Annotated in this window: 13 protein-coding genes; 6 read left to right on the forward strand and 7 right to left on the reverse strand. The window is 53.5% G+C overall.

The genetic code is table 11. The features are described 5' to 3' along the window. Positions 1-37 precede the first annotated feature (37 nt). Genes surA through apaH form a run of 5 tightly spaced genes read left to right on the forward strand, consistent with a single transcriptional unit; the run spans position 38 to position 4,422 of the window. Positions 38-1,333 (forward strand): peptidylprolyl isomerase SurA, encoded by a 1,296-nt coding sequence (gene surA, locus QNH99_RS18210; protein ID WP_063878375.1) that lies wholly within the window; start codon positions 38-40, stop codon positions 1,331-1,333. Then, complete coding sequence (gene pdxA / locus QNH99_RS18215) at positions 1,323-2,315, forward strand: 4-hydroxythreonine-4-phosphate dehydrogenase PdxA (protein ID WP_172898092.1); 993 nt, start codon at positions 1,323-1,325, stop codon at positions 2,313-2,315. The genes surA and pdxA overlap by 11 nt, the downstream gene beginning before the upstream one ends. Beyond that, positions 2,308-3,129: a 16S rRNA (adenine(1518)-N(6)/adenine(1519)-N(6))-dimethyltransferase RsmA gene (gene rsmA, locus QNH99_RS18220; RefSeq protein WP_410517013.1), complete on the forward strand. Its 822-nt coding sequence runs from the start codon at positions 2,308-2,310 to the stop codon at positions 3,127-3,129. The genes pdxA and rsmA overlap by 8 nt, the downstream gene beginning before the upstream one ends. A gap of 3 nt (positions 3,130-3,132) precedes the next feature. Beyond that, positions 3,133-3,510 carry a Co2+/Mg2+ efflux protein ApaG gene (apaG, locus tag QNH99_RS18225; RefSeq protein WP_063878372.1) on the forward strand — a complete coding sequence of 126 codons (378 nt, stop codon included), beginning with the start codon at positions 3,133-3,135 and terminating at the stop codon, positions 3,508-3,510. A gap of 54 nt (positions 3,511-3,564) precedes the next feature. Continuing rightward, positions 3,565-4,422, forward strand: coding sequence for a bis(5'-nucleosyl)-tetraphosphatase (symmetrical) ApaH (gene apaH / locus QNH99_RS18230; RefSeq protein ID WP_410517014.1), 858 nt, complete (start codon positions 3,565-3,567; stop codon positions 4,420-4,422). Between the two features lie 56 nt (positions 4,423-4,478). Here apaH and folA read toward each other — a convergent pair whose 3' ends face one another. The 3 genes from folA to QNH99_RS18245 form a co-directional block, all read right to left on the reverse strand. Then, positions 4,479-4,961: a type 3 dihydrofolate reductase gene (folA, locus tag QNH99_RS18235; protein WP_063881105.1), complete on the reverse strand. Its 483-nt coding sequence runs from the start codon at positions 4,959-4,961 to the stop codon at positions 4,479-4,481. A 230-nt stretch (positions 4,962-5,191) separates the two neighbouring features. Beyond that, positions 5,192-6,331, reverse strand: a complete 1,140-nt coding sequence (locus tag QNH99_RS18240; RefSeq protein ID WP_063878370.1) for a porin — start codon at positions 6,329-6,331, stop codon at positions 5,192-5,194. Positions 6,332-6,590: 259 nt separating this feature from the next. Next, positions 6,591-7,478 (reverse strand): LysR family transcriptional regulator, encoded by an 888-nt coding sequence (locus tag QNH99_RS18245; protein ID WP_410517015.1) that lies wholly within the window; start codon positions 7,476-7,478, stop codon positions 6,591-6,593. 95 nt (positions 7,479-7,573) lie between these two features. On the opposite strand from QNH99_RS18245, the gene QNH99_RS18250 reads away from it, so the two are divergent. Then, positions 7,574-8,632: an SDR family oxidoreductase gene (locus QNH99_RS18250; protein WP_410517016.1), complete on the forward strand. Its 1,059-nt coding sequence runs from the start codon at positions 7,574-7,576 to the stop codon at positions 8,630-8,632. Positions 8,633-8,829: 197 nt separating this feature from the next. On the opposite strand, the gene QNH99_RS18255 is transcribed toward QNH99_RS18250, so the two are convergent. The 4 genes from QNH99_RS18255 to carA all read right to left on the reverse strand — a co-directional run bounded on the left by QNH99_RS18255 (position 8,830) and on the right by carA (position 14,847). After that, the gene (locus QNH99_RS18255) at positions 8,830-9,729 is read right to left on the reverse strand and encodes a transcriptional regulator (protein WP_063878367.1); all 900 of its coding nucleotides are present in this window, start codon (positions 9,727-9,729) and stop codon (positions 8,830-8,832) included. A 366-nt stretch (positions 9,730-10,095) separates the two neighbouring features. Continuing rightward, positions 10,096-10,317 carry a hypothetical protein gene (locus QNH99_RS18260; RefSeq protein ID WP_109716561.1) on the reverse strand — a complete coding sequence of 74 codons (222 nt, stop codon included), beginning with the start codon at positions 10,315-10,317 and terminating at the stop codon, positions 10,096-10,098. 137 nt (positions 10,318-10,454) lie between these two features. Continuing rightward, on the reverse strand, positions 10,455-13,685 hold the full coding sequence (gene carB, locus QNH99_RS18265) for a carbamoyl-phosphate synthase large subunit (RefSeq protein WP_096010959.1): 3,231 nt from the start codon (positions 13,683-13,685) through the stop codon (positions 10,455-10,457). Positions 13,686-13,698: 13 nt separating this feature from the next. Next, on the reverse strand, positions 13,699-14,847 hold the full coding sequence (gene carA, locus QNH99_RS18270) for a glutamine-hydrolyzing carbamoyl-phosphate synthase small subunit (RefSeq protein ID WP_410517017.1): 1,149 nt from the start codon (positions 14,845-14,847) through the stop codon (positions 13,699-13,701). Positions 14,848-14,898 lie beyond the last annotated feature (51 nt).

The raw sequence follows: 14,898 nt of genomic DNA on the forward strand, positions 1-14,898 counted from the left end.
GGCAATCCCGCAGTGCGGAACCAATAATGGATAAAGTATGAAGAACTGGAGAATGCTGATTCTTGGTGTGGCGATAAGTGCCAACACCGTGTTCGCAGCACCACAAGTGGTTGATAAAGTTGCAGCTGTAGTGAATAACGGTGTGGTCCTGGAGAGTGATGTGGACAGCATGATGAGCACCGTTAAATCTCAGGCGAAGCAAGCAGGTCAGCAGTTGCCCGATGACAAAACGTTGCGCCATCAGATCCTCGAACGTGAGATCATGGACGCGATTATTATGCAGTTGGGCGATAAAGCCGGTTTGCAAATCAGCGATCAGCAACTGGATCAGGCTATCCAGAATATTGCCGCGCAAAACCGCATGAGCGTTGATCAACTGCGTAGCCGCCTGGCTTATGATGGAATGAACTACAACACCTATCGGGCTCAGATTCGTAAAGAGATGCTGATCTCGGAAGTGCGGAATAATGAAGTACGCCGTCGGGTCACGATCCTGCCGCAGGAAGTGGATACGCTGGCGCAGCAGGTTGGCGCGCAGAACACCCAGGGCACGGAAATGAACATCAGTCACATTCTGCTGCCACTGCCGGAAAACCCGACGCAGCAGCAGGTTGACGATCAGGAAAAGCTGGCAAAACAGCTGATGACTGAACTGAAAGGTGGTGCGGACTTTGGCAAGCTGGCCGTAACCTACTCCGCCGACTCTCAGGCGCTGAAAGGCGGTAATATGGGCTGGGCGAAAATCGAAGAGCTGCCTACCCTGTTTGCTCAGGCGCTGACCACGGCGAAGAAAGGCGATATTGTTGGCCCTATCCGCTCAGGTGTAGGTTTCCATATTTTGAAAGTGAACGACCTGCGCGGCGAGAGCAAAAACGTCTCTGTGACCGAAGTACATGCGCGTCACATTCTGTTGAAGCCTTCTCCGATCATGACCGACGATCAGGCTCGCGCCAGGCTGGAGCAGATTGCTGCCGATATTCGCAGTGGTAAAACCACCTTTGCCGCGGCAGCCAAGCAATTCTCTGACGATCCAGGTTCCGCGAATCAGGGTGGCGATCTGGGCTGGACCTCACCAGAAGCGTACGATCCGGCTTTCCGCGATGCGTTGCTACGTCTGAAAAAAGGCGAAACCAGCCAGCCGGTTCACTCCTCTTTTGGTTGGCACCTGATTCAACTGCTGGATACTCGCCAGGTTGATAAAACCGATGCGGCCCAGAAAGAGCGCGCCTATCGCATGCTGTTTAACCGTAAGTTTGCGGAAGAAGCGCAGACCTGGATGCAGGAACAGCGCGCCGGGGCTTACGTGAAAATCCTGGATAACAATGCGCAGTGATTTTCGTGTGGTGATCACGCCCGGCGAACCCGCCGGGATTGGTCCCGATCTTGCCGTTCAACTGGCCCAGCAGGCCTGGCCCGTTGAACTGGTTGTCTGTGCGTCCCCTCATCTGTTGCTGCAACGTGCCGCACAGCTGGGGTTGCCGTTGACGTTGCGCGTTTACGATCCCGCCCGCACAGCCGAACCGCAACAGGCCGGCACGCTTACCGTCCTTCCCGTTGAGCTACCGCAGCCGGTCACGCCAGGCACGCTATGCGTCGCCAACAGCAACTACGTGCTGGAAACCCTGGCCCGCGCCTGTGACGGGTGCTTATCCGGGGAGTTTTCGGCCTTAATTACCGGCCCCGTGCACAAAGGCGTGATTAACGACGCGGGCATTCCGTTTACCGGCCATACCGAATTTTTTGCCGATCGTGCAGGTGCTCAGCGCGTGGTGATGATGTTGGCGACTGAGCAGCTCCGTGTGGCTCTGGCCACCACCCATCTGCCGTTAAAAGATGTTGCCGCCGCCGTTACCCGTGATTGTCTGCATGAAGTGATCACGATCCTGCATCAGGATCTCAGAAATAAGTTTGCCATTGCCCAGCCGCATATTTTTGTCTGCGGACTGAATCCTCATGCGGGAGAAGGCGGCCACATGGGGCGGGAAGAGATAGATACGATCATCCCGGCATTGAATGAACTTCGTCAGCAAGGCATACAACTGACCGGTCCGCTGCCTGCGGATACCCTGTTCCAGCCGAAATATCTGCAACATGCCGATGCAGTGCTGGCGATGTACCACGATCAGGGTTTACCGGTACTCAAGTTTCAGGGATTTGGTCGGGCGGTCAATATTACCCTCGGCCTGCCGTTTATCCGCACCTCAGTTGACCACGGCACCGCGCTTGAATTAGCCGGCCTGGGTCAGGCTGACGCGGGCAGCTTTATCACGGCGCTTAACCTCGCCATCACTATGATCAAGAGCAGTAATGAATAATCGCGTCCATCAGGGGCACTACGCCCGTAAACGTTTCGGGCAGAACTTCCTGAACGATCAATATATTATCGACAGTATCGTCTCCGCCATTCACCCACAACGCGATCAGGCGATAGTGGAAATCGGCCCCGGCCTTGGTGCACTCACTGAACCGGTAGGCGAACGCCTCGACAGTTTAACTGTGGTGGAGTTAGATCGCGATCTTGCTGCACGCCTGCAAACCCACCCGTTTTTGGGCCCCAAGCTGACGATTTTTCAGCAGGATGCCATGACGTTTGATTTCGCCGCGCTGGCCAAAGAGAAAGCCCAGCCGCTGCGTGTCTTTGGTAACCTGCCCTACAATATCTCGACCCCGCTGATGTTCCATCTGTTCAGCTATACTGGTTCGATTAAAGATATGCACTTTATGCTGCAGAAAGAGGTGGTTAATCGTCTGGTTGCCGGTCCTGGCAGTAAAGCCTATGGTCGTCTGAGCGTCATGGCTCAGTACTATTGTCAGATCATTCCGGTGCTGGAAGTTCCGCCGCACTCCTTTACCCCACCACCGAAAGTGGACTCGGCGGTCGTGCGGTTAGTGCCTTATATGGCACCGCCTCATCCGGTTAAAGACGTGCGTATTCTGAGCCGTATAACCACTGAAGCATTCGGTAAACGCCGTAAAACACTGCGCAACAGCCTGAGCCATATGGTGGAAGCAGGCGCGCTGGACGCGCTGGCGATCGATACCGGCTTACGTGCCGAGAATGTTTCGGTTGCACAGTATTGCCAGTTAGCAAACTGGCTGGCAGACCATCTGGATAAAACCCAGGAGTAACCCATGAGTGAACCGGCCCGCGTATCGCTACACGTACAAAGTCTGTATGTTGCCTCTCAGTCCTCACCGGACGAAGAGCGCTATGTCTTTGCTTATACCGTCACGATTCGCAACGTAGGCCGGTCTTCTGTGCAACTGCTCAGGCGTTACTGGCTAATTACGAACGGTAACGGCCGTGAAACAGAAGTTCAGGGTGAAGGCGTGATCGGCGAACAGCCGCATATTGCGCCGGGAAATGAATATCAGTACACCAGTGGTGCTGTTCTTGAAACCCCAATGGGCACCATGCAAGGTCACTATGTGATGGTCGATGAGCAAGGCGACGAATTCCACGTTGAAATTCCGGTATTCCGCCTCGCGATTCAAACCCATATTCATTGATTTTGATGTCTCTCGCCCGTGTCTCGGGCGACTGTTTTAGTTGGATAATCCTCTATGAATACTTACCTGATTGGCGACGTTCACGGTTGTTACGATGAATTACGTGCTCTGCTAAACCAGGTTAACTATGATCCCAGTCAGGATACATTATGGCTGACGGGTGATCTGGTCGCGCGGGGCCCTGGCTCGCTGGACGTTCTGCGCTACGTCAAGTCACTGGGTGACAGTGTTCGTCTGGTGCTGGGTAATCACGATCTGCATCTGCTGGCTGTCTATGCCGGTATCAGCCGTAATAAGCCAAAAGATCGCCTGACGCCGCTGCTGGAAGCGGAAGATGCTGATGAGCTGATCAACTGGCTGCGCCGTCAGCCGCTGCTTCAGGTGGACGAAGAGAAAAAGCTGGTGATGGGCCATGCCGGGATTACCCCGCAGTGGGATTTGGATACAGCGCAACGCTGTGCACGCGAAGTGGAAGCCGTGCTGTCCAGCGACAGCTATCCGCTGTTTCTTGATGCGATGTATGGTGACATGCCTAACAACTGGAACGACTCCCTGACCGGTCTGGCACGCCTGCGTTTCTCCACCAACGCCCTGACCCGGATGCGCTTCTGCTTTCCCAATGGTCAGTTGGATATGATCTGTAAGGATGAGCCGGAATCCGCGCCGCCGCCTTTAAAGCCCTGGTTTATGATTGAAGGCCCGGTCGCACGCGATCACACGATTGTCTTTGGTCACTGGGCGTCACTTGAGGGTAAAGGCACGCCGGCAGGTATTATCGGTCTGGATACCGGTTGCTGCTGGGGCGGTAACCTGACGCTCCTGCACTGGGAAACGCAACGCTATTACGTTCAGCCATCGAACCGCCAGTTATCCTTACCGGACGACCTTGCTCCGCAGCAGTCAGCCCGCTAACCCGCAGTAAAAAAACGCCTTGTTATGACAAGGCGTTTTTTTTTACTGCGTATTCATTAACGGCGGCGTTCAAGAATCTCGAAGCAGTAACTGTGGGAGTTCTGCGCATCCGCATCATGAAACTCACTGAACGTCGAGTGCCACTCATCCGGTTCGTAATCCGGGAATTGCGTATCACCTTCGACTTCCGCATCAATGTGCGTCAGATAAAGACGGTCGGCACGCGCCAGCATTTGCGCATAGATACGACCACCGCCAATTACCATGATCTCTTCAGCGTCACCCGCCGCGTTGATCGCATCATCCAGCGATGTCACCCAGGTGACGCCTTCCGCTTTACCCGGCTTGCTGCTGACCACAATATTCAGCCTGCCAGGCAATGGACGACCAATCGATTCAAAGGTCAGTCGGCCCATAATCACAGGTTTTTTCAGGGTGTTACGCTTAAACCACGCCAGATCTGCAGGCAGGTCCCACGGCATGGCGTTTTCCATTCCAATAATGCGATCTGCTGCTAATGCCGCGATAAGACTAATCATGTTAAAAGGCTCGCTGAAAAAAACAGGCGCCATGATACGTAAAGGTTAAACCTTCGTCGATAGGCGAAAGGGGGTTATTGCATAAAGCGGCATTGCCACCGTATTTCAGACTTTGTGCAGGGTTTTACTCCGTAAGACGGGCCACGCGCCCCAAAAGTCGCCAGATAATGGTGCCATGTCGCGATAAACAGAGAGAATAAAACGGCTCCCGTGGGAGCCGTGGCAGGTCATCAGAAATCGTAGCGGAAACGAACCAGATTCATATCGCCCTGATTGTCCGTGCTCGACGTGAAGACATGTTCGTAATCAACACGGAAACCGTAGTCCAGGAACAGGGTTACGCCCAGACCGTTATCAATGCGCTGATAATTGCGGCCATTCACATATTCTAAGCGGTCACCCATGACATAAGGCTGAACGGCTTTGACGCCATACTGCGCAACCGGAATTTTATAACCGGCATAATATTCAATGCCCCAGGCATCATCAGCAAAATAGTTATTCACATCGCGCTGTCTGGTCGTCAGGAAATTCTGGTACCAGCCGCCCCCTGCTGACAGGGTCCAGTTGCCTGGCGTCCAGCTTAATGCGGTACCAAAGATGTTCTGGTCGTAATCTTTATTGTCGCCGGTGACAGGATTACGCATGGTGGCGCGGGTGTAGTTCCACGCGGTGCCCCAGGCCAGATTGTTCGTGATGTTGTAATTCACACCCAGCGAGCCGCCGCCCTGACGCTTATAGCGCAGTCCGTTGCCCGGCAAATATTCGTTATCGCTAAACAGGTAAGAGGCATAAACATCAAATGCACCATAACTGTTTTTGTATTTCAGTTGCTTGCGAGAACGGTATGAACCGTCGTAATCACCGTTAATGCCGTTACCCGGTGCCTGGGCCAGCATGTCGTAATCCCAGATATCCGTCTTGGCACCCACAACGTCGTAATACACGCTGTTCTGCTGACCGAAGGTCAACTGGCCCCAGGTTTTACTTTTCAGGCCCGTATAGAGCTGGCGACGCGTGGTTTCATGCGCCCCTTCAGCGTAGTGATTATCCCAGTTGAATACGGCCGGAATGTTAACGCCCAGCTCGTAGTAGCTGGTCCAGCTGATATCGTCGAACAGGTAGTAATCCGCGCTAAAGCGGAAACGGGAACCACCGTCAAAGCCGTTACGCTTGTAGGACTGATCCTTCCCGCCGGTTTGATGGTTGAACTGGGGACGAATGCTGCCACCGAATTTAAAATCGAGACGGCTAAGGGGATCGCCTGCTTGTGGGTCTTGTTTAAGAAGAGTGATTTCAGCCTGGCTGGAAAAAGACACCAGGGCCAACAGTGCAGCCACTGCACTCAGTGAAAAAAAACGCGCTTTCATTGTTATTAATATCCTGTTTAGGCTCTATTAATGAGCGAGCCGGATATTACAACGGTGAATGTCAGCCTGGTAGTTTTTTATATTATAGATTTGTGCGAATCAGCGGATTAGGCATGATTGGCTAAAAATTAAATCAAATTAACTTAAGCATATTAACGTCAAGCTAACAGGACGCCACGCATACCGGGTTTATCCTGTGCGATTTCCCCCTCAGGCCGCTCTTATCTCCCGCCGCTTCATGCCGTCCGCACAGAGGCGTTCAGTTTACCCCGGGCAGGTCGGCCAGCACCTTTTCGATTAACGTGGCGATGCCTCTTACCCTGACAGGAATAAAGCGTGCATCCGGAAAAACGGCATACAGAAAGCGGTCAGGATGGCGATAAGCGGGTAAAATCCTGACAAGCGAGCCGGATTTCAGTGCCTCCATTGCAAGCGGTAGCTGCATACCACCGACACCGATGTCCGCCTGCAATGCCTGCAATAATCCCTCACTGCTGTTGGCCCTGAAGACCGTATTCACCGCCAGCTCCACGGTTTCATCATCTCTGACAAGCCGTAATGGCGCAGACTCGTCGATGCTGCTAAAGCGAACATGCGGGTGAAGCGCCAGCGCATCCAGCGAAGCGATTGGCGGAAAACGCGGTGACGCGAAAAGCGGCGTTTCAATTCGGGCGATCTTCCGTGCCGGAAACACATCCGGTGCGTCATGGGTCAGTCGGAAGGCAATATCCACGCCTTCTCTGGCCAGGTCAGATATCCGATCGTCGAGCGACAGCGTCAGATTCAACCCCGGATTCGCCTTTTGCAGCGCGAGCAGGTGGGGAAGAAAAAGCCGCCCTAACCCGCCGGGCAACTGGATGTTTACCTTGCCTTGCCACTGCTGCGTGGCAGAAGACAACTGGCTCTCGACTGCCTGCATCGCCTCAAGTATCGGCCGCATCTGGCCACGGTAATATTCCCCTTGCGCCGTCAGTACCATCACGCGCGTCGTTCGGTGCAGCAAGACGACGCCCAGCCCGGCCTCAAGTGCGACGATCTGCTGACTGACCGCTGACTGCTTGATACCCAACTGGCGCGCGGCGGCAGAGAAGGAACCGGCCTCGGCTACACGTAAAAAGGTGCGAATGGCATTGAGCTTGTTATTCATTTACGCATTTCTCTTATAAGTGACATCAGCTTGCGGGGATATCGGCGAAAAGAAATTTATATCACGCTGTCTGCAACCTAACCGGAGGAAAGAAAATGTCACAGAAGCCTCAATCTAAAGTTGCACTGGTGGCTGGCGCAAGCGGTATTGTCGGCAGCCAGTTGGTCAAAACGTTGTTGCAGAATGCGTGGCAGGTTATCGGACTGTCACGTTCAGGCACCGATCGGCACGGCGCGGTCCCGTTTATAAAAGTCGATCTGCTGGATGAGAAAGACAGCGCGCGTGCCCTTACGCCACTGAGTAACGTGACACATATTTTCTATAGCGCCTGGCTTAATGCCGCCAACTGGCAGGAGATGGTTGAACCCAACGTGACCCTGCTGCGTAATCTGGTCACCCAGGTTGAGAAAGTTGCCCCGCTGGAAACGGTGAGCCTGATGCAGGGCTACAAAATTTACGGCGCTCACCTTGGCCCCTTTAAAACGCCCGCCAGAGAAAATGATGCTGCCATTCCCGGCGCGGAATTCAATACGGCGCAACAGGCCTGGCTAAGCGACTTTCAGCGCAATAAAACCTGGAACTGGCATGCGCTTCGCCCCGGCGTGGTTGGCAGCGCATTACCCGGCAATACCATGAATCTTGCGCTGAGTATCGCGATATATGCCTCACTGTGCAAAGCGCAGAGCCTGCCCCTACGCTTTCCCGGGTCACAAACAGCCTGGCATAGCATTGTCGATCATACGGATGACGGCTTACTTTCTGCCGCCACGCTATGGGCCTCGACCGCCCCTGCAGCCAGAAATCAGGCATTCAATGTTAACAACGGTGACATCTGGCGGTGGAGTGAACTCTGGCCGGTCATTGCGGGCTGGTTTGAACTGGAGATGGCCCCGCCGGTCCAGCTGTCGTTTCAGCAACTCTTTAGCGATTACCGCAAGACCTGGCAGGCTCTGGCTGAAAAAACGCTGTTGGTCGAGCCTGATATCATGAAGTTGAGTAACGGTCAGTTCGCAGACTTTGTGTTTAGCTGGGATTACGACATGTTTGGTGATGGCAGCAAACTGCGGCGGGCGGGGTTTACGGGTTTTCGTGCGACCGATGAGATGTTTATCCGTCTCTTTACTCAGTTCAGAACGGCGAAGATTATCCCCTGACAGATGTAGCAGGCACGTTTCCGCTGCCACCGCGCTGGCAGGGGAAAGTGTGCAGAATAATGCGAAAAAGGCCTGTTTGGCGGGCAACGCCCGATGGCGCGGGCATGAATAAAGGGCGTTTCGCCTCGCGCAGTCGCATTCCCAATATCATCGACTGACTCAGACGGGCAACAATGCGGCCTTGCCGATCTGAGCAATCAGATAATGACACGACCATTATTGACCGAATGGCACCACCGGTTTTTATAGTCCCCGGACATCGATCCATAGGAGTAATAGAGCGGGAGCTGCGTATCGGCAGCGTCCTGATACACAGACGTCAGGTTCTTCCACATCAACATCGTACCCACAGCGCCTGCGTTGCTGTCCATCCGGTAGCCGATATTAATAAAATCAACGAACATCCCGGCGCAGCTGGATACAGATAACAACAGCTGCAGCGCAACAGGTTCATTATTCAGGAACATGATGTAGCCTTTGAAACAAGGCTGAAATTCCCGGAAGAACGCTTTATTGATTTCCCTGTCAGCGATAGCCTGATTTCGTCTCGCCTGGTAAAGGGTCTCAAATACGTCAAAAATGTGTTCGCCATCAAGCTGGCTGACGTTGAGAAAACTGCCCCCGTCATTAAGAAACTTTCGTAACTCACGTTCCCGCGTGGAGACGGTTTTCCGGGAAAAGTCGGCAGCAGGGTTCTTGGTAAAAGCAGCATGGCTTTTACTCAACAGGCCATAAGACGTATTAAGAAACCGCTGACTCTGCAAGTGATGCAGCGACTTACAACGGAAAGGTAAAAGCACCTTTTGCGGAACCTCGTTGCAAAAAGGCACATAGACGGATGTTGACGGTGTAAGCAGTGCGGGAAGAGAACGTTGCCGGTGTCTGCCGTCGTTGGCAAGCCAGCCATTTTCGACGCAAACGCTCCCCACTATTTTGCCTTTACGTTTATAAGCATAAAACTCAAAGGACTGCTCATGTCGCATTTTAAATGCAATAAATCCCGGCGCTGACTCGCAGTTGTAACCAAAACTATTACAGGCTATTTGATAATCGTCAAAAGAGCACTGTCCCCACCTGAAAAATTTGGGAATAAACATATTAAACACGAGCTCTTAATTAAGTCTTTAAACTTCAGAAAAACGAGGTTGTTCTCTGAAAACGTAAAACCTTGCAAAACACAGGGCATCTTAAAGTTAAGCGGAACAACTGAACAGTTGATTATCAGGCGTGATCGACAGCAATGCAGGTTCGTTTAAAATCTGTTTAATAACAGTCAAATGGCCAGGAGAAGGCAGAGAAAGAGGAATGAACAGGGAATGAGTTGATATTATTAACAAGTATTTAAATGACAACATATCCCTATTTAGTACGCCACGTTTCGCAAAGCAGGATTAAACATCTTTTTATTCGTAATTTGTCATAATTTTGAAAAGAACAGGTAAAACCAAATACAGAACAGCGTGTTATTCAGCACCAGCCATCATGATTAACAGCCTGTATTGCGCTGAATTTAAATAGGGTTTAACAGAGTTGGTCTGATCGGCTATGAACAGCGGTCTGATAAAACCCAGCCCCAGCAATAATGCCTGCCTTGATGAAGTCTTCGCTTGCCACTGACCGCCGATAGCAGGAACCGTATTTCCGCCATCTGTAAAACAGTCGCTGACGCCGCTCTTTGCGCGCAATGCAACGGCCTGCTGGCCGATGTTGTCCCGACAGGCTTCCTGGGATTAAACACAAAAAAGCCCCTGCAGGCAGGACGGTCTGTCAGCCTACTGACAGACGATCCCCCACAGGGGCGATGACGCGCGATCAGCCTGCGCTATTTCTGCGCAAGGATTTGTGCGTGCATCTCCTGGACTGAAATCACTTTTTCCGTTGGGTCCGCATTAAGTGCCATTGCCGTTGCAAAACCCCCGTTCAACGTGGTGTCGTAATGCACTTTATATTGCAGCGCGCTGCGGCGAATCAGCTTGGAGTCTTCAATCGCCTGGCGACCTGCTGTGGTATTCACGATGTAGGCATATTCGCCGTTCTTCAGGCGGTCCTGAATATGTGGACGACCTTCATGAACCTTGTTAACCAGACGAGGATTAATGCCCGCCTCGCCCAGCACCACAGCCGTACCGTGGGTAGCATCCAGCTCGAAGCCAAACTTCTGCAGCTTCGCGGCCAAATCGACGATACGTTTCTTATCGCCCTCACGCACGGACAACAGGGCACGTCCGGTTTTCTTCATGTTGCTCTGCGCGCCCAGCATCGCTTTGGCAAAGGCTTCAGCGAAGGTCCGGCCCACGCCCATGACTTCACCGGTTGAACGCATTTCCGGACCGAGAATCGGGTCAACACCCTGGAACTTGTTAAAGGGCAGCACGACTTCTTTAACAGAGTAATAAGGTGGGATCACCTCTTTGGTTACGCCCTGCTCTGCCAGCGTTTTGCCTGCCATCACGCGCGCGGCAACCTTCGCCAGCGGGACGCCTGTCGCTTTTGACACGAAAGGCACGGTACGCGCGGCACGTGGGTTCACTTCGATCAGGTAGACTTCGTTGTCTTTTACCGCGAACTGCACGTTCATCAAACCGCGCACGCTCAGCTCAAACGCCAGTTTTTCGACCTGCTGACGCATCACGTTTTGAATCTCTTCGCTCAGCGTATAGGCTGGCAGAGAACACGCGGAGTCACCCGAGTGGACGCCTGCCTGCTCGATATGCTCCATGATGCCGCCAATCAGTACGCGTTCGCCGTCGCAAATGGCATCGACATCAACTTCTACGGCGTCATCAAGGAAACGATCCAGCAAGACGGGTGCATCGTTGGAAACCGACACCGCCGTCTGGAAGTAACGTTTCAGATCGATTTCGTCATAGACGATTTCCATTGCACGTCCGCCCAGCACGTAGGAAGGACGCACCACCAGCGGATAACCAATGCCGGCGGCTTTCTCCACGGCCTGCTCCAGCGTGGCAACAGTGGCGTTAGCCGGCTGCTTCAGGTTCAGACGGTCAACGGCCTGCTGGAAGCGTTCGCGATCTTCTGCCCGGTCGATAGCGTCCGGGCTGGTACCGATCACCGGTACGCCTGCCGCTTCCAGTGCGCGAGCCAGTTTCAGCGGCGTCTGACCGCCGTACTGCACGATCACCCCTTTCGGTTTTTCGATGCGTACGATTTCCAGCACGTCCTCAAGCGTAACCGGCTCAAAGTAGAGACGGTCAGAGGTGTCATAATCCGTCGAGACGGTTTCCGGGTTACAGTTCACCATGATGGTTTCAAAACCATCTTCACGCAGCGCCAGCGCCGCATGAACGCAGCAATAGTCAAACTCAATGCCCTGGCCAATACGGTTTGGTCCGCCACCCAGCACCATGATTTTGTCACGATCCTGATTAGGATTCGCTTCGCACTCTTCTTCATAGGTGGAGTACATGTAAGCCGTATCGGTAGAGAATTCTGCCGCACAGGTATCGACACGCTTATAAACCGGGTGCAGATTATGTTGCTGACGCAATTTACGAATTTCACCTTCCGCTACGCCCGCCAGCGAAGCCAGACGCGCATCCGCAAAACCTTTACGCTTCAGTGCACGCAGGAAATCCACGTTGAGGCCGTTCATGCCTTCACGCGCAACCTGCTCTTCCAGGCGCACCAGCTCTTCAATCTGCACCAGGAACCAGCGGTCAATGTTGGTGAGGTTAAATACGCCGTCTACCGACATCCCCGCGCGGAAGGCATCGGCGATATACCAGATACGATCCGAACCGGCATCTTTCAGCTCACGGCGGATACGGGTTAACGCCTCTGCGTCGTCCAGGTGAACTTTCGGGTCGAAGCCATTCGCCCCGACTTCCAGGCCGCGCAGCGCTTTCTGCATCGACTCCTGGAAGGTACGACCGATCGCCATGACTTCACCCACGGATTTCATCTGCGTGGTCAGGCGGTCATTCGCACCGGCAAATTTTTCAAAGTTGAAGCGAGGGATCTTCGTGACGACGTAATCGATTGAAGGCTCAAACGAGGCCGGCGTGCGTCCACCGGTAATGTCGTTCATCAGTTCATCCAGCGTATAGCCAACCGCCAGTTTCGCTGCCACTTTCGCAATCGGGAAGCCGGTCGCTTTAGAGGCCAGTGCCGAGGAGCGCGACACACGGGGGTTCATCTCGATAACGATCAGGCGACCATTTTTTGGGTTCACCGCAAACTGTACGTTGGAACCGCCGGTTTCGACACCAATCTCACGCAGTACCGCCAGCGAGGCGTTACGCATAATCTGGTATTCCTTATCGGTCAGCGTCTGTGCTGGCGCAACCGTAATGGAATCACCGGTGTGAATGCCCATGGCGTCAAAGTTTTCAATGGAGCAGACGATAATGCAGTTGTCGTTTTTGTCACGAACCACTTCCATCTCGTACTCTTTCCAGCCAATCAGCGATTCGTCAATTAACAACTCGTTGGTAGGAGAAAGGTCGAGGCCGCGTTCGCAGATCTCTTCAAACTCTTCGCGGTTATAGGCGATACCGCCGCCGGTGCCACCCATGGTGAAAGACGGACGGATAATGCAGGGAAAGCCGACGTCTGCAGCCACCGCCAGCGCTTCATCCATGGTGTGCGCAATACCGGAGCGCGCCGTATCCAGGCCAATGCTTTTCATCGCCACATCGAAGCGACGACGGTCTTCTGCTTTATCAATGGCATCGGCGGTCGCACCTATCATGGTGACGCCGAACTCTTCCAGTACGCCCTGACGTTCCAGTTCCAGCGCACAGTTCAGCGCTGTCTGGCCGCCCATGGTGGGCAGCACCGCATCCGGGCGCTCTTTTTCAATGATTTTACGCACCACTTCCCAGTGAATCGGCTCGATGTAGGTCGCATCGGCCATTTCCGGGTCGGTCATAATGGTTGCCGGGTTTGAGTTTACCAGAATAACCCGGTAACCCTCTTCACGCAGGGCTTTACAAGCCTGGGCACCGGAATAGTCGAATTCGCAGGCCTGACCGATCACAATCGGACCGGCACCAAGAATCAGGATGGATTTTATGTCTGTACGTTTTGGCATGATTAGCTCCTGATTACTTTGCTTTCGAACGGAATGCGTTAATCAACTCAATAAAGTGGTCAAACAGCGGTGCGGCATCACCCGGTCCCGGGCTGGCTTCCGGGTGACCCTGGAAGCTAAACGCTGGCTTATCGGTGCGGTGAATGCCCTGCACGGTCTTATCAAACAGGGAGATATGGGTAACACGCAGGTTCGCGGGCAGATCGGTTTCATCAACGGCAAAACCGTGGTTCTGCGCGGTAATCATTACGCGGTTGTTATCCAGATCTTTCACCGGGTGGTTACCACCATGGTGGCCCAGCTTCATCTTGACGGTTTTCGCACCGCTGGCCAGAGCCAGCAACTGATGGCCAAGGCAAATACCGAATACCGGAATATCCGTTTTCAGAAAGGCCTGAATGGCTTCAATCGCATAATCACAGGGCTCAGGATCGCCTGGGCCGTTAGACAGGAAGATGCCATCCGGATTCATCGCCAGTACCGTTTCGGCTGGTGTTTTGGCCGGCACAACCGTCAGGCGGCAGCCACGGTCTACCAGCATACGCAGGATATTGCGCTTCGCACCGTAATCGTAAGCCACGACATGGTAGGGCAGGGCTTCCGCCGGTGTCTGTTCCGGTAAATCCCCTTCCAGTGTCCAGCTCCCCTGCTGCCAGGCGTAGGTTTCCGCCGTTGTCACTTCTTTCGCCAGATCCATACCTTTCAGGCCGGGGAAAGCCTGCGCTTTTTGTAAGGCCAGTGCGGCATCCAGGTTGTCGCCCGCGATGATACAGCCGTTCTGCGCCCCTTTTTCCCGCAGCAGACGCGTCAGCTTGCGGGTATCAATATCGGCAATCGCGACGATGTTATTGCGCTGCAGATAAGCCGATAAGCTCTCTTCGCTGCGATAGTTACTGGCAATCAGCGGCAGGTCACGAATCACCAGGCCCTGCGCATGAATTTGACTGGATTCTTCGTCGGCGGCGTTTGCACCAACATTGCCGATATGGGGATAAGTAAGAGTAACGATTTGGCGAGAATAGGAGGGATCAGTGAGGATTTCTTGATAACCGGTCATTGACGTATTGAAAACGACTTCCCCCACTGCCGACCCTGTAGCCCCGATGGCCCGACCGTGGAATTGGGTTCCGTCTTCCAGAACCAAGAGCGCTGACTTAATCAAAACATCCTCCAGGGAATAAACAGTCACAATATCTGCATATTAATTCATAAT

The sequence above is a fragment of the Pantoea allii genome (assembly GCF_046529425.1).
Taxonomy (GTDB): domain Bacteria; phylum Pseudomonadota; class Gammaproteobacteria; order Enterobacterales; family Enterobacteriaceae; genus Pantoea; species Pantoea allii.

Coding starts and splice junctions, on each gene's coding strand:
- surA (WP_063878375.1), top strand. CDS start 38: ATGAAGAACTGGAGAATGCTGATTCTTGGTGTGGCGATAAGTGCCAAC.
- pdxA (WP_172898092.1), top strand. CDS start 1,323: ATGCGCAGTGATTTTCGTGTGGTGATCACGCCCGGCGAACCCGCCGGG.
- rsmA (WP_410517013.1), top strand. CDS start 2,308: ATGAATAATCGCGTCCATCAGGGGCACTACGCCCGTAAACGTTTCGGG.
- apaG (WP_063878372.1), top strand. CDS start 3,133: ATGAGTGAACCGGCCCGCGTATCGCTACACGTACAAAGTCTGTATGTT.
- apaH (WP_410517014.1), top strand. CDS start 3,565: ATGAATACTTACCTGATTGGCGACGTTCACGGTTGTTACGATGAATTA.
- folA (WP_063881105.1), bottom strand. CDS start 4,961: ATGATTAGTCTTATCGCGGCATTAGCAGCAGATCGCATTATTGGAATG.
- QNH99_RS18240 (WP_063878370.1), bottom strand. CDS start 6,331: ATGAAAGCGCGTTTTTTTTCACTGAGTGCAGTGGCTGCACTGTTGGCC.
- QNH99_RS18245 (WP_410517015.1), bottom strand. CDS start 7,478: ATGAATAACAAGCTCAATGCCATTCGCACCTTTTTACGTGTAGCCGAG.
- QNH99_RS18250 (WP_410517016.1), top strand. CDS start 7,574: ATGTCACAGAAGCCTCAATCTAAAGTTGCACTGGTGGCTGGCGCAAGC.
- QNH99_RS18255 (WP_063878367.1), bottom strand. CDS start 9,729: ATGTTTATTCCCAAATTTTTCAGGTGGGGACAGTGCTCTTTTGACGAT.
- carB (WP_096010959.1), bottom strand. CDS start 13,685: ATGCCAAAACGTACAGACATAAAATCCATCCTGATTCTTGGTGCCGGT.